We start from the raw sequence: 16,185 nt of genomic DNA on the forward strand, positions 1-16,185 counted from the left end.
GATTGGTAAAGCGCTCGCACGTACAGCACCTATAAACGCGGCGACTATAGCAACCACATCATCTACAGCAACTACATCAACTACAGCAACTTATAGATGCCGAGCATGCTTAGTAGCGTACTTTATGAGCCTATTGTGCTTACCGAGCTTCGCGCAGCCAACCCCCAACAGCGCTATGACGCCCGCGCGAATTTTAGTGAAATTTAAAACCCCTGATTCAAGCCCGCTCGTCACCAAATCCTCTGCTACAAAAACAGCGCGCGAAAGCCGGGCGGCCCTGCACCGCAAGCTGGGCATCGCGCCCAGCCAACATCGGGGCTTTGCTCATTTACCGCAGCTGGAGGTAGTGGATGTCGCTGCGCCTTTGCGCGTTAAGGATGTATTAGAACGCTATAGAAGCCAAACCGATGTTGCCTATGCTGAACCGGATTACCCGCTACACAAGACTATTTCACCGAATGACCCCAAGTTAAATTGGCAGTGGCACCTGCAAAACCGCAACAGCATTCATGCGCAGGATGCGTGGTCAGTCACCACCGGCAATCGCAGCCACATTATTGCGGTTATAGATACGGGGGTGGACTACAACCACGAAGATTTAATCGATAACCTTTGGCACAACCCCGATGAAATCGCCGATGGTATTGATAACGATGGCAATGGCTACATTGATGATATTTACGGCATCAATGCGATTAATAGAACGGGCGACCCTATGGATGACGATGGTCATGGCACCCACGTCACCGGTATTATCGCCGCCACCGGCAACAATGGCCTGGGCGTGAGCGGTGTCAATTGGCAGAGTAATATTATCAGCTGCCGTTTTTTGAGCGCCGAAGGCGATGGCTTCAGCAGCGATGCAATCACCTGTTTAAACTACCTTTACGATTTAAAAATGAAACGCAATATTAATATCATTGCGAGTAATAATTCTTGGGGCGGGGACGACAATTCACAGGCGCTCGGTGAAGCCATAGCACTGCAAGCAGAAGCGGGTATTTTATTTATTGCAGCAGCAGGTAACGAAAGCAGTAAAGACCCAGGCTTTCCATCCTCTTACGGCCTGCCCATTATTATTTCTGTGGCGGCTCACACTCAAAATGACGAAAAGGCGAGCTTTTCTAATACTAACCGCCGCTTTGTACACCTTGCCGCGCCCGGTAAAGATATTTACAGCACCTTACCTAATAATGACTACGGTTTTAATTCGGGCACCTCTATGGCCGCCCCCGTGGTTACCGGTATTGTGGGCTTGATGAAAAGCCAATCCCCCGAACTTGATTGGCGCATCCTGCGCGCGCGGCTATTGGTTTCAGGGCGCCCTAGCCCCAGTGCCAGCCTTAGCCTTAACACTTTCACCGGCAAACATGTGCAAGCCTATGGCGACAACGGCCAAGGCGCGCTCAATTGTGCGAATCAAACCCTCGTGCGTCGCATATCGCCAACAGAACAACAGGTCATGCTTGCTGCGGGCAGCCCGCTCAAACTGGAAGTCGCAAGCCTTACCTGCAGCGGCCCTGGCCCAACACCCAGCGTAACGCTTAGCAACGGCAGCGCCGCGCCACTTCTAAAAGATGACGGCAAAGGCGCCGACAAATATGCAAACGACGGTATTTTTTCCGGCACAGTTAATTATGAGGGAACGCCTTTTTCGATCAACCTTGGGGACGATGAAGTACAGCTAGAAACACTTACCGATGATTACTGCAGCAGCAATAATGTAAAACAAATTACGCTCACAGAATGCAATGCTTTGGTGAATTTTTATATCAACACCCAAGGCAGTAAATGGCTAGACCAAGATAACTGGCTCACCACTAATACGCCCTGTGACTGGTTTGGTGTTAGCTGCGATGACAGCTTTGAGCCGCGCCACGTTGAAAGCCTCGATTTGAAAAACAACAATGTCATCGGCCCGCTCGACTCCGGCCTGCATGCACTCACCAGCTTGAGCAATCTCAACCTATCTGACAACCACCTTAGCGGTGTTATTCCCGCTAGCTGGGGCGCACTCACTGAGATGCAGTTTTTAAATCTACCCAATAATAATTTAAGCGGGGAACTACCCAGCGAGCTGGGGCAAATGCAACAGCTGGTTACTTTTCAGGTGCTGCAAAACCAATTAAGCGGCAGCATTCCTGCTAGCTTTAGCCAGCTGCAACAACTGCAATATTTTTACGTGAACAGCAATAACTTCAGCGGCGACTTAAGCCCGCTTGCTGCGCTCTCGCACTTGGTACACATAGATGCGCAAATCAATCAGTTCACGGGCGATATCAGCGATATTCTTGCGCACAATTTACAACTTGTACGCATCAGCCTTTCGGGCAACAACCTAAGCGGGGCGCTGCCCAACACGATCAATCAACTACAAGACTTGGACAATATAGACATTACCGGCAACCAGTTCAGCGGCACCATACCCAGCGAACTCGGTGAACTGCCCAAGCTGCGCTACGCACACCTTGGCTGGAATAAATTTATTGGCACCCTGCCTGCGAGCCTAGGCCAACTCAGCAAATTGGAAATACTAAAGTTTGAAGGCAATGCCGAACTGCAAGGCCCACTGCCCGAGGCGCTGGGGCTATTGGAAGCATTATTTTATTTAGATTTTAACAGCACGCGCCTGTGCCTACCCGCTGCCGCGCCGTTACTGGCCAAGCTCGAAAAACAACTGGGCACCCTAAATGGCCTGCGTCGCTGCAATGCTAATAAAACACCGGTGATCAGCCTCAGTGCTGCATTATCCAGCCCCAGTGGTGCGCCCGTTACTATCACCGCCAGTGCAACCGATGCCGAGGGCGACAAGCTCACTTCCTCTTGGATACAACTCAGCGGCCCCAGCGTTGAGCTAATTAACGCCAACAGCTTTACCTTGAGTTTTGTCGCACCCGAGGTAAGCAGCGACGTCACTTTGGGGTTTGAACTCAGCGTCAGTGACGACATAGGTATCAGCCGTCAGGCATTGTCCGTCACCATCAAGGCGCCACCTAAGTCCTCTAGCTCATTAGCTTCAAGTAGCAGTTCAAGCCAAATATCCGTTAGCACGCCAACTCAAACACAAAGCTCTGCACGCGCAGCCATACCCGCGCTCAGCAGTGGCAGTGGCGGCGGCGGAAGTAGTAATCTTTGGTTGCTGGTTTTATGCAGCCTGATGCTGTGCCTTAGTTCAGCGCGGCACGCGCATAAGCAATAAGGATGAACTCATTGGGCACCACTCATAAGCGGTGCCCAATAGGCTTAGAGCAGATAGGTTAAACGCACACCGAAGACAGTCTGATGGGGCCGATAAGGTTCGGTTAGCTGATTGAGATTGCTGTTTAGTAAATATTGCACATCAGTTGTGACGAAGAGCGACGAATTTACTTCATAGCGTAAATAGACTTCATACTGCTTGGTATCCGCCGGGGCTATAACACCCGCTGCAAACGGTACCTGCTCCGAAACCTGCATAAGTGCAGCGCCCGCGCCTAGCACCCACGACGAATAGACGTACTGATAACTTAAGCCCGCGAACCCTGCTATGGGCGACACCGCATCATTCGCGCGCCCCACACGAAAATTAAGCGCATGCTGGCCCGCCTTAAAACCCAACACCCCATAGCCACCATAATTATTTTGCTGCTCCGCGTTTGCATCCAAACGGCTGTGATCTGCTGTGTTAACCCACACACCGGTTCGTGCTAGCCAGTGTTTACTGCTCTTGGTAACGGCTGCAATCGCAAATACCCCTTTGTGTTGCTCGCCCACACTCACTAACTGCGCGTAACTTAGATTGGGGTTATCGGCAATGCCATTGGACGAAATCACTGCAGTGCGCAGCGCCAAGCCGCCGCCAAACAAATGTTCATAGACCGCACCCAAACTGTAATCAGGAAATTCTATGGTGGGGTTTTGCACAAAAGGCACCGCCATAAATTGTGAATTTTCATCACTGGCAATGCGGCTTTGATCGAAGTATGCGGTCACATCCAACAGCCCGAGGCTAAGGGTTTGTTGTTGATTGAAAAAATAGCGGTAACCCAATTCTGATAGCTGAATACGCCCGCGACGGTCTTCATCTAACGCGCTGCCCGCATCGGCATTCACCTCGGGCAACACACTGGACACCCCCAGATCGCGCGGCGAATTATTCGCTTCAAGATAGGAATAAAGCTCGCTGCTGCCCCACTCCCAGCGCAACACCAAATCTGCCGAAAAGGTGACCTCTTCGCGCACCAATTCATCATTACTGGTTTGATAACTGGTGGTTATACCGGCCTCTATCGCTGGCGCAGCTAGAGCACTGCTACTCGCAGCAGCCATCATTCCCCACGCCAAATATTTACCGCTGTTAATGCCCTTTACCATAATCAACATCCTGCATCGAACACTAGAATATTATGAAGTCACTTTTATTCATCACTCTATCTTGGTGTTATTAATTGACCTTTAATTGCCCTTTAGTTGCCCTTTAGTTGCCGAGTGAAAACCCTATGCAAACGACCCCTCAGACTTTCATCACCACAAAAGATAACCATTTATTTTCAGCCAGATCAATGCAGCGCAATTGCCCAGTACCGTTAACCAAAACACAATACGAAATTCAGTCTTTTTGGATTTGTGACGCAACAGCTGTTGCGCCATCAGCGCGCCGGGCCAACCACACAGCAAAGAAAATACATGTAGGGTCTTTTCTGAAATGCGCCAAGTACCGCGCCGAGCAGCGGACTTATCCATAAAATAAATGATAAAGGTCAGCAGACTCATACCGCCATAAACCAACAAGACATTAAGCGGTAAATAGCCAAACACCACACTCAACGCCAGCACACTACTAAAGAGCGCAACCACTATTACACTTGTAGAACCAGACCGCACCTGAAACCTCCATAACCTAAGCTTAAAAAAATCGCGCCATTATTACCGCAAAAGCCTCGCACACAAACCACTAACTTAACCCATCACTCAGCATAAAATTGACTCAGCCATACCGCGCCTATCGCCACCAATCCGGAGATAGGCACAATAACTGCTTAATACCATTAACCAAGTGTCTCGCGCGCGAATGCCTCATGCTGAGCGCAAACATGGTGCATAAAATGGCAAAAGTAGAAGAATTGTTCCAGATGTTTCCCGACTGGCTATTAATGCCAGGTATTTTTATTAGCTGCTTGTTAGTAGTTTTATTGCTGCGATTACTCACTCTGCGCGCGTTAAATCGCATGAGTGCCTCACTCTCGCGCTCCCTCGCACAACATATTGTTCAGGCGCTAAGAGCACCTTTGACCTTGATTGCGGCGGTCATCGCACTGCAAATCAGTCAGGCAATTTCCGCCCTCGCGGGTATTGATGTGGCGAGCTACGCCGACTTTAGCGCTATGCTCTGCCGCATTCTTTTAGTGTTTGCGCTGCTACTGTTTATCGATCGCTTTAGCGCGGCGCTGGTGTCCGAATATAAGCAAACCGCCATACTGCACAACAGTCACGGCTTGGTTAAAGGTTTTATTCGCCTTTTGGTTTTTGTGTTGGGCACCTTAATTATATTCAGCACCTTGGGTGTATCCATAACTCCTATTCTCGCGTCTTTAGGCATTAGCTCATTAGCCGTTGCACTCGCGCTGCAGCCAACGCTAGAGAATTTCTTTTCCGGTTTACAGTTGGTGGCCGATAAGCCTATTCGCGTCGGCGACTACATTGAATTGGAATCAGGCGAACAGGGTTTTGTCGAAAAAATTGGCTGGCGCTCCACCTGGATTCGCATGCTACCCAATAATTACATCATCATGCCCAACAGCGTGCTCGCACAGTCCAAAATTATTAACTACTACTATCCACAAAAGGAACTATCCGTACCCGTTGAGGTGTGCGTGCACTACAACTCCGACTTGGATCATGTGGAACGCGTAACCTTAGAAGTCGCACGCGCGGTGCTGATCTCGCACAAGTGGGGTATCGATGACTACGAAACCTTTGTGGTGTTTCATACCTTTGACAGTTCCAGCATTAACTTTACGGTGATGCTGAGAGCGCAAGAATATTTTAATCGCTTCTTTTTGAAATCTGAGTTTATTAAGCAACTACACAAACGCTTTGCGCAAGAAGGTATTGTCATTCCCTACCCTATTCGCGCTATAAACACCACGCAGGAAGGCGCGCGTGTAAGCGTTGATTCGCCCCTAAAATCATAACGGCAAAAAAAATCCCGCGGCGACTGCGCGGGATTTTTTATTTGAAAAACACATGTGTTATTTCAACAAGTACACCACAAACAACTCGGTTTTCAGCTTCATCACACCCGGTTCAAACGGCTCGCTCGCCATTCGTTGTAGCGAGCTAACATCCGCTTTCATTACCGCAGAACTCCCCATCATCTCGCGACTGGGGCGCAGTTCCCAGCTTTCACTTTGGCGGTTGTTAAACTCTGAAATAGACCAGGGCTCGCCCAGCTTTTTCCCTTGGGATTTAGCCAGTCGCTCTGCGCGTGCTTGGGCGTCTTTCATGGCCAGCATTTGCGCCTTGTCTTGCAGAGATTGCATATCGCTTAGGGTGAGATTGGTATTGATGGTTTCAGTAATCTCTGCCGCCACGAGGGTTTGCATAAACTCTGGGTATTTTTTTAAATCGCGCAGTTTGATATCCACTTGGCGCGACACCTGATTGCCCACCAGCACACGGCTGCCGTCCTTGTAGTCGTATTCAGGGTGAATATTCAGGGCAGTCGTCGCTATATCTACCGCTTTAATACCCATTTTTTTACAAGCTTCGATTAAGCGACGCGAGCGAGCGTCCACAGCAGTTTTGGCGGCGGCCAAGTCTTTATTGGTTGCTTGAATACTTAACCCAAAGGTCATCATATCCGGCTCCACTTCCACTTCTGCAGAACCCTCCACATAGACATGGGGCTGCGCGGGCAGCGGCGATGCCTGCGCTAACGCAGCACTCATACTTAACAAGCTCAATAATACCAAACGAGAAATGTTCATCTGTGACTCCTTAGAAAGTTGACTGCGCGACTATAGCAACTCCCGCTGAGCCTCCGCTTAATCAATTGTAAAAAGGTGTAACTATTTGATGTAGCCTAAGCCGTGTAGCTATGCGATGTGACATTAGGTGTAGCTATGCGATGTGACATTAGGTGAAGCTATGCGATGTGACATTAGGTGAAGCTATGCGATGAATCTGTGCACAGGCCTGCAGCGGTCGCCAGTTTCAGGCAAAATAGCCACCTAGCCAACCAGACGTCCTTGCTCATGTCCGATATACCCCACACTTCTGCCGCCCATCCACCGGCTTCGCTCGATCTTCAGCAACTGGCTGCCGATATCAAGGTGTGGGGGCGAGAGCTGGGGTTTCAGCAGGTGGGCATTACCGATATTAACTTAGGCGATGCCGAGCTGCGCTTGCAAGCATGGCTCGCCAAGGGCTATCACGGCACTATGGAATGGCTGACCGCCCACGAAAACAAACGCTCACGCCCTGCGGATTTGCTCCCAGGCACTCTGCGGGTGATCTCGGTGCGCATGGATTACTTGCCCGGCGATACCGAGCAAATCAAAACGCTCAAAGACCCCACCAAAGCCTATGTGTCGCGCTATGCATTGGGGCGCGATTATCACAAACTGATTCGCAAACGCTTAAGTGTGCTCGCCAAACACATCGACGATGCGCTGCCGGAAGACTATCCGCTTAAGGGGCAAAATCGCGCGTTTGTGGACAGCGCGCCAGTGATGGAGCGACCTCTGGCAGAAAAGGCTGGCTTGGGCTGGACCGGCAAACACACACTGATTCTCAACAGCGAAGCGGGCAGCTGGTTTTTTCTCGGCGAGATTTATACCTTTATACCTCTGCCCATCGACACCAGTGCGCAACCCAATCAATGCGGCAGTTGCACCGCCTGCTTAAAAGTCTGCCCTACCGATGCCTTTCCGCGCCCCTATGAATTGGACGCGCGCCGCTGCATCTCCTATCTCACCATCGAAAACCAAGGTGCGATTCCACTGGAATTTCGCGAGCCTATAGGCAACCGCGTATTCGGCTGCGATGACTGCCAAGCCATTTGCCCGTGGAATAAATACGCGCAATTTACCGGCGAGACCGATTTTTTACCGCGCCACGGCTTGGCCGATAGCGACTTAGTAACGTTGTTTAGTTGGAGCGAAGCAGAGTATTTAAAAAACACCGAAGGCTCGGCGATTCGCCGCATAGGCTACGAGGGCTGGCTCAGGAATTTAGCCGTAGGCTTAGGCAATGCACCCTGTGATGTAGGAATTATTAATGCATTGCAAACAAAACACGCCACTGCAACCCCCCTCGTACAAGAACATATCGACTGGGCGCTGGCACAGCAGGCTAAAACGAATCACCGCCGCAAACGGAAAATTCAAAACCCCAATCATTAAAATTGGCACCAAGTTGATCGCTACAGTAGCAACCTAGGGGGCATCACGTTGGCGCAATGTAACTACATTCTTCCAAAATGGGACCGAACAAGTTCGCCGTTTAGCATCTAAGGATGCCCATTACTTTGGCGCGACAACCTGGAGCTTACAAGGCAATAAGTTGATCGTGACTTTTACCCGCAATCCCTGGTCATCAAGCGCTGGCACCTATGATTAGGCATATGAAGTACAACTCGCGAGTGCAGGTAATTTACGCCTGAACGTTATCAGTAAAACAAAGCGCTAAACATCACCACTTAAGCGCCAAACTTTTGATTGCTTGAGTAAAAGTTTGGCGCGCCCCAGTCTTACTACGATTTTAAATTCGTCAGCAATCCCGCCTCATAAACCTGTCTTTTTAAACTGTATAGATTTTAATAATCTCAATGACAGCACCCACCCAGTGTCGACTTTTTTTACCAAAAACCGAACCCGAGGAACTACCTCACATTTCAAGTGAAATGACCGCCCAAAAAACATGACGCTTCCGTACACTGCGCACCGGCGCAGCCGCGGCTGCTTTTTTTGTTAACTCTAGGGACTTGTTATGCAAATAAAATTGAACAAATTGGCGCTAATTATAGGTATTTCTTTTACTGCTTTAGCCGCGACCCCCTCCTACGCCTTACTGATTTCTACCAGTGTTACCACATCCGCCTCCGTCACGATCAATGGTGACACTTTAAGCGATATTAATGGCCCCGCAGCCAACAGCATTAGCAACGCTTACTTAGTAAAAGATGATCCAGTTAGAAACATATCCACTCAAGGTTCCTCATCAGCCTACGGAAAAGACACCGGTGAAAGCGGCCTGAAAAGCTACGGTTCTTCATATATGGATCGTAGTTTTCTCTCTGCCAACCTTGACTTAAACTCCAATGCACAGGTGCTGCATACCGCGGTCATTACTAACGACAGCAGTACCGGGCAAAATATTAACTTTAACTTCCTCATCCTGGCAGGTGAATTGGGGCTTGGATACTCTGACACCCACAGCAACTCATTGATTGAAGCAGGTTACTCGGCCAATATTCGCGTAAATGGTGCGAGTCTTTGGAACAGTTATGCCTCTCTCTCTGCGGTAGATAACTGGTGGATCAACGGACAAAGCTTAACCAAAGGAGGAACTACTCTAGGTGACTTAACCAACAATGGCCTATCTTACGAGTGGGGCAATTACACCGGAGGATTAGATTTAGGTTACCTAGCGTCCGGGGCATCCTTAACACTGGAATATCAACTAAACACCTATGTAAATGAACTGCTTATAGATGCAGGCTATGCACATACGCCTGAAGCGCGCTTTGATGACCCTTGGAGCTTTAGTACTACACCTATTTTCGACCTCAGCAATTTCGATACAGCTGTAGCAAATGGCAACCCGACAGAGGTGCCAGAACCAGCAGGCACCTTGCTGTTAGGTGCAGGTCTTGCAGGCTTGGCATTCCGTCGCAAAGCACGTAAAGCTAAGGCCTAAGCCTTATCCATCGCCTTGTTCGTTTATGAACAAGGCGACTCTTCTGTTAACAAAGCCAGTATTTCATCGACCAACACCTCAAGCTGTTCCCTCTGATCAAACCCTTGATACTTTTGTGCCAGCAATTGACTGCTCTTGTGCAGTTGAGGGCAATTCAACGCCCGCTGAAACAACTCCACATACTCTGCCTGACTCGCCTTTGCCCCAATCACATAAGCTAAACCCATCTCGCTTAACCGCCGCGCCAACATGGTTTGCTCCATTTGCGTGGGAATAATCACATGCCGCATAGCACCGAGTGCACAGAGCGCGGTTACGCCCATGCCACCTTGACTAACGACCATATCCGCCAAGGCTAAAACACGGCGCATATTGACGGGATGGGTTTCAATCTTAAGCTCAGGTGTCGACCAAGCCTCTTTTTGCTCGGGCGACAAGCCAGGAATATGCACCAATTTCGCACCAGGCATTTGCGCCAGTGCCGCAACAGCCTGCTGAAGGTGAGTCAACTTTGAGGTTAGATACGCAAAGATTTTCGGGGTTGTCTCATTCCCCCCTAGCTTATTCAACCCTATGGCTTCAGGCCAAATCGGCTCCTGCCCTAAGTCATCGCTAAAGAGCGGCCCCCAGTAGTCAGTATCCGCACGAAAACCATAGTGATCTAATTCGGGGAGAGTGCACAAAAAAGTATCGGCCTCCGTAAATATATCGCCCAAATTCTGTAACGGCGCGCAACCCAAAACAGCCATGGCATGATTGATGGTGTGCAGCACTTTTTGATCCAAGTCGCCCTCTGGCTCCTGCATATCAGGGTAAAACCAGGGGAACTGCTGCGCAAAGGGCGGGATAACAAAACCGGTTCCAATAACCGCTACAGGAATGCGCTGAGCCCGTGCGGCCAACATGGGCGTAGGCGCGTGATCAGCGATAACCAAGTCGGCCTTATACTCCGCCAACAATTGACGCCACGCATCCACATAATCCGTAAATACAACAGGATCAAGATAACTAATTTGCGCCAGAATACCGGTGTAGGAATAACTCTGGCCGCGCGCGGGAACAGCACGGGGAATGGGTGCTTGCACGCAGACAATACCCGCGCCGAGCAAGTTGGCATGCTGCAGATTGCGCAACACCACAATCACCTCATAACCTCGCGCCCGAAACATTTGTCCTAAGCGGGCAAAGCCGGTGATATGCCCATAATTACCGCCCAACTCCCAACAAAACACAATTCGCTTCATATAAATCCCTAGTTCACCTATGCGCCTTAATAAGTAAGGACGGGCAGACTACTAAGAATAAATATCTAACAAAAGTAATAATTGAATTTAATCAAAGGAAGCTAGAGATAAGCGCAATAAATACGGGGAACTTCAGCCTCTTGATCCCCTCCGTCAATATCTTACAAAAATACTACATCATGGCCATGGAGCTGGGGTGACAGCAACATATTGAGCCCCGCCATCCTCTGGCTTAAGCCCTTCTTTCGCAGGCGATAGCCCGCAGGCTACTTTATTAAAAAGAGTACGCACCTCACTAAAGTCACCATAGGTCAGGTGATGTTTATCTTTTGGTGAGTGCTCGATTGTCCAATCAATTAATTGATTAAGCTTCGCGCTCACTTCCATCTCAAAACTTACACTCGCTGGCGGTTTTTGCATGGTTATTTTCTCCCATTAAGTGACATATAAATTCTATTTAGGCACCCGCATAAAATCCCACGGTTGCCGCAGCCACAATTATGAATAAGCCCCAGAGAACTTCTGCTAAAGATAAGGTGATATGCACCATTCGAATGTTCAAAAAATATTTTTTATAGGGCCGCACCAGTAGAAAAATGATCGAGCCTAACAACAACCCTAAACCTATTTTTGGCAATAGTGGCAGCTCCACCATGATAGGACTGATTGCAAGCGACAGCATAACTACCAAGTAAAACAAATAGACATAAACAGAAGCAGACCTTAGTTCCAACATCATGTTATCCCGCCTTATTTGCTACAACGTTAAATGCACCTAGCAATCTTTATCTTAAATAAAAGAGTTCACTGGAACAGTGAGTGTGCCAATGAGCCATCCATTGGTCTGTGCGATACCAAACCTTTGTAGCCACCCCCACAAGACAATCTCGTCGGTAAACGCACAAATAAGACCTGCGGCTGGTTCCTGCCGGTCACACGCTAAAGAGAAGTTGTTATAGTTCACCCTTCGCTTGCAAGCCGTTAGAGCTAATAGGCAAGCCCACACACCCAGCACCCATTTAAGGACACGCCCTTATGAACACACCACAATACCGCGCAGTCAATTTTTCCCAAACGACCATTACCGAACTCATGATTCCCGCCTACGCCAATTTTGGCGGCAAGATTCACGGCGGCATTATTCTTTCGCTGATGGATAAGGTGGCCTATGTCTGCTCAGCTAAACATGCCGGCTGCTACTGCGTAACCGCGTCCATTAATGTGGTGGATTTTCGCGGTCCGGTAGAGGTGGGCGACTTGGTGCATTTGCACGCGTCGGTAAACTACGTGGGCACTTCATCGATTGTGGTGGGCGTTAGAGTCGAGGCAGAGAATATTCACACGGGCGAAGTGCGCCACACCAACTCATCCTACTTCACCATGGTCGCCATGGATGAAAACCGCCAACCGCGCACCGTGCCCGGTTTAATTTTAGAAAGCAAAATGGAAGTGCAGCGCTACACCAAAACCCTCAAGCGCCGTGAATTGCTCAAACAGTACAAGCAGGACATTAGCGAGCTGGAGTTGGACACCGAAAACGTTAATCCCGAAAAATCCACCACCGAAACACTGCTCGCCGATCAGCGCTGCATAGTGGCCGTTAGCTGTTAGACTCTGATGAATACCATCGGTTAACCAGCGCGAGGTTTTGTGTCTTCTATCGTTAATCTCTTTCGTCTGCGCCCACGCAAGCAGGACCGCTTTGAGGAACTGCTGCGGCCCCATATAGAACTGCTCTATCGCATGGCGTTTCGCTGGACGCAGTCCCAGCACCGAGCCGAAGACTTGGTGCAGGATGTCTTAGTGCGCCTGGTGAGCCAAGTTGATGCGATGGAACAAGTGGAAAACCTGCAACCTTGGTTAGTGCGCATAGTCTACAACCGCTATGTGGATCTCTACCGCCGCCAGCGCAATTCCCCTATTGATGAACGTCACAGCGGCTGGGCGCCAGAGGATGAAGAGGAGACGGCGGCCAATGACCCTATTAGCCAAGCGGTAGATAACCGCGATGACTTCGCCCAGCTTGAACTGCAGCAGAGCCTAAGCCGCGCGCTTGCACAGTTAGAACCCGAACAGCGTGACCTAGTACTACTGCAAGATATGGAAGGCTATAGCGCCGAGGAAGCAGCGGAGATTCTGCAAATCAATCTAGGCACCGCCAAATCGCGTCTGCATCGCGCCCGCGCCAAACTGCGCGAATTGCTGCGCGATGAGCTGCAAGTTGACGATCAAGGCGCGGCTCCCGCTCATTACACATCCCCCACCACCGGCCACCCCAGCCACGACGAGCCCAACAGCTCTGGCAGAGACCCTTAGTAAGCCTTTGATTTATAACAACAATAAAATTCAATTCGATTTATGTTAATTATTTTCAAACTCCCGGGAACCTTTTACAGGTTTCGTTCGTGTTAGAGACTACAGGAGGCAAAACATGCACTGCAAAATGGCTAAACAGCAGCTCGACCAGCAGCACACAGACGCACAAGGCAACTTGAATTCCGAGTTACTGGCGCATCTGCAGGGCTGCCCCGACTGCCAAGCCTATAGGGAGGAACTCGCGCTGATTCGCTTAGTCGCCAGCCAGCCAGTTCCCCCGCTCAGTGCAGGTTTTGCCGATCGAGCTCTGGCACGCGCTTGGAAAACCGCCGAGCAACAGCAGCAAGCTTCTCGCACTAAGCCCTACACCTGGGGCGCTATAGCGGCAAGTTTGGTACTGGTTGCGGTGTTTGGCACCCAAACGCTACAGATGGGCACTACGCCATCGCCAGCAGAGGCCAGTGTGGTACAGGTTTTACCTGCACAACACCAACCTTTAGAAATACGCTTGGTCAGCAAGGAGGCATTGCCTAACGCTCACATCCATGTCCATTGGGATAAGGATGTAGCACTAACCGGTTATCCGGATACTGACACTCTGAGTTGGCAAGTTCCCATTGCCGCTGGCATCAACCAAATATCCTTGCCAGTAACACTCAGAGGCGCGCACAGCGGTTCAATGGTGATTGAGGTTCGCTCCGGCGATGCCAGCAAACAGCTGCGCATTACCCTCGAACCGGCACAATTGGCCGCGACGACAGTAGCCAGATACTACGCAAGCCTTTAATACTGGAGTAAGACCATGAAAACATCATTGAACGCAACTGTAGCCTCTACTTTATTCGCCTTGGTATTAACCTCTGGCGCTGCACTCGCCGCCGATTTCAGCGCGAATGTGGAAAGCCGTAACAGTGTCGACGCCAGCATCCGCAGCGACAAATCAGCTGACATGAACGGCACCAGCCAAACCAACGCCAAGACTGAAACTACCATGCAACCTTCAGCTAACAATGGTTCGGCGGATACGCAAACTGCGGGGACTGGCTTAGCTAACAGCAATAGCCAAACAACGACCCAAGCAGCGGCAACCCAACAAACAACCCAAGCAACAACGACCCAAGCAACAACGACCCAAGCAAACACAACCCAACAAACAGCTACAACCGCCAGTAACACTGAAAAGGCGGAAAACAAGGTAGCTGCGACAGAGCAGAAAGCTGAGGCAAGTAGCACGGAAAAAACCGACAAAGCGGCCAACAACACCACGACACTCGCAGGTACAGCCCAAGGGCGCATCGGCACCGGTGTGGATAAGAGCCTTGCAGCCAGTCAAACATTGAGCACAAAAATAGACGCTCAGCTGACAAGTACAGGCGCACAACTGACAACAACAGGCGAACAAATTAACACTGGCGCGCAAGCGGTAATAGAAACAGCTGATGGCGTCAGCCTAGCCTTGGTAAGCGCGAGCAATGCCAATATCAATGCCGTCGCAACTGACAGTAATGCCAGCCTGAACGCAGCGCTGGAAGCGGCAGAAAACCTTAACGGCAGCTTGGAGCAAAATGTCGGCGGGGCGATTAACAGCAGCCTGAATATTACTCAAAGCCTGACACAAAACCTCAGCAACCCAGAGTTGGCGGCAGACCTCAGCGGCGCGCAAGCAGCTAATGTTGATGCAGCCCAAGACGCCGCTAACGCTGGCGCCGATGCTCAGCAATCCGGCAGCCTAGCAGGCAAACTCACCGGCGGCTTGATGTAATAAAAACTCAATGGGCGCACCGACGCTACGCCATGGTCGGCCGCGCCCACAAGTTTTCAGCTGCATCTATATCAACAGTATCTAAAAAATACTCACGGCAGCGCGGCAACAGGTTTTAACACCAAGAGCGCACCTGATTCACACCTAAGGCTCAACCCGATGAATGGGATTACGATTATGAAAAACTCACCGCTTACACAGCTCACCCTGATCAGCGCCGCACTGCTAAGTGTTGGCCTCAGCAGCGGCAGCTGGGCGCAAACCGCCGTCAATCAAAACAGCAACCAATCATTAGATATAACCATCAGTATTGTTGAGCCCGACGACCAGCCCGATGCCATTATCAATCGCATCGCCCTGCCGCCCGCCCAACGTATCGCAAACGACACCCAAGCCAGCACCAGCCAGCAAACCTCGGCACAGCTTGAGCAAAACCTTGAAACTGAACTTAAAGACATCAAAACCACCAGCGGCCAAGTGCTAGATGATGCCACCCGCGTGGTGAGCGACAGCCTGAGCGACACTATTGGCGACGTATTGAGCGGTACAGTCGATGACACACTCGATGATGTAACCCAGCTGCCCAGTGATTTGGTCGACACCCTACCTAAAGACTTAGTCGATGACCTAGTTGATCAGCTGCCCACGGACGCCCTGCCGCTCGATGACCTTATCCCACTTGATGAGGACATACTGCCGCTTGATGATCTAACCCCACTCGCCCCCAAAGTGCCACTGAATGATCTAGGCCAACCACTGCAAGAGCTTAACAATGCCATCGAACCACCTGCAGCGCCCAACCTGAATGAGCTAGTGCCTGCACCAGCGCTCGATGCCAGCGGCGCGCTTGAGAGCACCAGCGAGTTGCAACTCACGCCTGAGATAGACGCTCCGCTCAACGCGCCACTGAATGACCTCACCCCCGAGCTAAAGCCCTAGCGCGCGCACCTCCGCCTAGCCAAC

15 protein-coding genes are annotated in these 16,185 nt (G+C 50.4%); 9 read left to right on the forward strand and 6 right to left on the reverse strand.

Going from position 1 to position 16,185, the window contains the following annotated elements; translation table 11 throughout:
* Window positions 1-124 precede the first annotated feature (124 nt).
* Window positions 125-3,199, forward strand: coding sequence for a S8 family peptidase (locus tag AC0KUT_RS16715; RefSeq protein ID WP_488831538.1), 3,075 nt, complete (start codon window positions 125-127; stop codon window positions 3,197-3,199).
* 44 nt (window positions 3,200-3,243) lie between these two features.
* Here the strand turns inward: AC0KUT_RS16715 and AC0KUT_RS16720 are convergent, their stop codons facing one another.
* Both AC0KUT_RS16720 and AC0KUT_RS16725 read right to left on the reverse strand, forming a co-directional pair.
* The gene (locus AC0KUT_RS16720; RefSeq protein ID WP_488831539.1) at window positions 3,244-4,353 is read right to left on the reverse strand and encodes a hypothetical protein; all 1,110 of its coding nucleotides are present in this window, start codon (window positions 4,351-4,353) and stop codon (window positions 3,244-3,246) included.
* A 150-nt stretch (window positions 4,354-4,503) separates the two neighbouring features.
* The gene (locus AC0KUT_RS16725; RefSeq protein ID WP_488831541.1) at window positions 4,504-4,863 is read right to left on the reverse strand and encodes a DUF1294 domain-containing protein; all 360 of its coding nucleotides are present in this window, start codon (window positions 4,861-4,863) and stop codon (window positions 4,504-4,506) included.
* 194 nt (window positions 4,864-5,057) lie between these two features.
* On the opposite strand from AC0KUT_RS16725, the gene AC0KUT_RS16730 reads away from it, so the two are divergent.
* Window positions 5,058-6,173 carry a mechanosensitive ion channel family protein gene (locus AC0KUT_RS16730; protein WP_488831543.1) on the forward strand — a complete coding sequence of 372 codons (1,116 nt, stop codon included), beginning with the start codon at window positions 5,058-5,060 and terminating at the stop codon, window positions 6,171-6,173.
* A 57-nt stretch (window positions 6,174-6,230) separates the two neighbouring features.
* Here AC0KUT_RS16730 and AC0KUT_RS16735 read toward each other — a convergent pair whose 3' ends face one another.
* Entirely contained in the window at window positions 6,231-6,968 is a 738-nt protein-coding gene (locus AC0KUT_RS16735; RefSeq protein WP_488831545.1) for an SIMPL domain-containing protein, read from the reverse strand.
* A 267-nt stretch (window positions 6,969-7,235) separates the two neighbouring features.
* On the opposite strand from AC0KUT_RS16735, the gene queG reads away from it, so the two are divergent.
* Window positions 7,236-8,384, forward strand: a complete 1,149-nt coding sequence (queG, locus tag AC0KUT_RS16740) for a tRNA epoxyqueuosine(34) reductase QueG (RefSeq protein ID WP_488831546.1) — start codon at window positions 7,236-7,238, stop codon at window positions 8,382-8,384.
* A 586-nt stretch (window positions 8,385-8,970) separates the two neighbouring features.
* Entirely contained in the window at window positions 8,971-9,900 is a 930-nt protein-coding gene (locus AC0KUT_RS16745; protein WP_488831548.1) for a PEP-CTERM sorting domain-containing protein, read from the forward strand.
* A 23-nt stretch (window positions 9,901-9,923) separates the two neighbouring features.
* Here the strand turns inward: AC0KUT_RS16745 and AC0KUT_RS16750 are convergent, their stop codons facing one another.
* The 3 genes from AC0KUT_RS16750 to AC0KUT_RS16760 form a co-directional block, all read right to left on the reverse strand.
* A complete protein-coding gene (locus AC0KUT_RS16750) occupies window positions 9,924-11,144 on the reverse strand; it encodes a glycosyltransferase (RefSeq protein WP_488831549.1) in 1,221 nt (406 codons plus the stop codon).
* 177 nt (window positions 11,145-11,321) lie between these two features.
* A complete protein-coding gene (locus tag AC0KUT_RS16755; protein ID WP_488831550.1) occupies window positions 11,322-11,564 on the reverse strand; it encodes a hypothetical protein in 243 nt (80 codons plus the stop codon).
* 37 nt (window positions 11,565-11,601) lie between these two features.
* Complete coding sequence (locus tag AC0KUT_RS16760; RefSeq protein ID WP_488831551.1) at window positions 11,602-11,883, reverse strand: hypothetical protein; 282 nt, start codon at window positions 11,881-11,883, stop codon at window positions 11,602-11,604.
* Window positions 11,884-12,179: 296 nt separating this feature from the next.
* Here AC0KUT_RS16760 and AC0KUT_RS16765 point away from each other — a divergent pair, with 296 nt between their 5' ends.
* From AC0KUT_RS16765 to AC0KUT_RS16785, 5 genes are all read left to right on the forward strand, one after another.
* On the forward strand, window positions 12,180-12,755 hold the full coding sequence (locus AC0KUT_RS16765; protein ID WP_488831552.1) for an acyl-CoA thioesterase: 576 nt from the start codon (window positions 12,180-12,182) through the stop codon (window positions 12,753-12,755).
* A gap of 39 nt (window positions 12,756-12,794) precedes the next feature.
* Window positions 12,795-13,460 carry an RNA polymerase sigma factor gene (locus tag AC0KUT_RS16770; protein WP_488831553.1) on the forward strand — a complete coding sequence of 222 codons (666 nt, stop codon included), beginning with the start codon at window positions 12,795-12,797 and terminating at the stop codon, window positions 13,458-13,460.
* Window positions 13,461-13,575: 115 nt separating this feature from the next.
* The gene (locus AC0KUT_RS16775) at window positions 13,576-14,247 is read left to right on the forward strand and encodes an anti-sigma factor (RefSeq protein ID WP_488831554.1); all 672 of its coding nucleotides are present in this window, start codon (window positions 13,576-13,578) and stop codon (window positions 14,245-14,247) included.
* Window positions 14,248-14,262: 15 nt separating this feature from the next.
* Window positions 14,263-15,222: a hypothetical protein gene (locus AC0KUT_RS16780; protein WP_488831555.1), complete on the forward strand. Its 960-nt coding sequence runs from the start codon at window positions 14,263-14,265 to the stop codon at window positions 15,220-15,222.
* 177 nt (window positions 15,223-15,399) lie between these two features.
* A complete protein-coding gene (locus tag AC0KUT_RS16785; RefSeq protein ID WP_488831556.1) occupies window positions 15,400-16,161 on the forward strand; it encodes a hypothetical protein in 762 nt (253 codons plus the stop codon).
* The last annotated feature ends 24 nt before the right edge of the window (window positions 16,162-16,185 follow it).

The sequence above is a fragment of the Cellvibrio sp. 25HG11W-0 genome (genome assembly GCF_057815475.1).

Bases quoted from the DNA above. Each gene is read 5' to 3' on its own strand.
- AC0KUT_RS16780 (WP_488831555.1), top strand. From the start codon at position 14,263: ATGAAAACATCATTGAACGCAACTGTAGCCTCTACTTTATTCGCCTTG.
- queG (WP_488831546.1), top strand. From the start codon at position 7,236: ATGTCCGATATACCCCACACTTCTGCCGCCCATCCACCGGCTTCGCTC.
- AC0KUT_RS16775 (WP_488831554.1), top strand. From the start codon at position 13,576: ATGCACTGCAAAATGGCTAAACAGCAGCTCGACCAGCAGCACACAGAC.
- AC0KUT_RS16765 (WP_488831552.1), top strand. From the start codon at position 12,180: ATGAACACACCACAATACCGCGCAGTCAATTTTTCCCAAACGACCATT.
- AC0KUT_RS16785 (WP_488831556.1), top strand. From the start codon at position 15,400: ATGAAAAACTCACCGCTTACACAGCTCACCCTGATCAGCGCCGCACTG.
- AC0KUT_RS16715 (WP_488831538.1), top strand. From the start codon at position 125: ATGAGCCTATTGTGCTTACCGAGCTTCGCGCAGCCAACCCCCAACAGC.
- AC0KUT_RS16760 (WP_488831551.1), bottom strand. From the start codon at position 11,883: ATGATGTTGGAACTAAGGTCTGCTTCTGTTTATGTCTATTTGTTTTAC.
- AC0KUT_RS16735 (WP_488831545.1), bottom strand. From the start codon at position 6,968: ATGAACATTTCTCGTTTGGTATTATTGAGCTTGTTAAGTATGAGTGCT.
- AC0KUT_RS16720 (WP_488831539.1), bottom strand. From the start codon at position 4,353: ATGGTAAAGGGCATTAACAGCGGTAAATATTTGGCGTGGGGAATGATG.
- AC0KUT_RS16730 (WP_488831543.1), top strand. From the start codon at position 5,058: ATGCTGAGCGCAAACATGGTGCATAAAATGGCAAAAGTAGAAGAATTG.
- AC0KUT_RS16755 (WP_488831550.1), bottom strand. From the start codon at position 11,564: ATGCAAAAACCGCCAGCGAGTGTAAGTTTTGAGATGGAAGTGAGCGCG.
- AC0KUT_RS16745 (WP_488831548.1), top strand. From the start codon at position 8,971: ATGCAAATAAAATTGAACAAATTGGCGCTAATTATAGGTATTTCTTTT.
- AC0KUT_RS16750 (WP_488831549.1), bottom strand. From the start codon at position 11,144: ATGAAGCGAATTGTGTTTTGTTGGGAGTTGGGCGGTAATTATGGGCAT.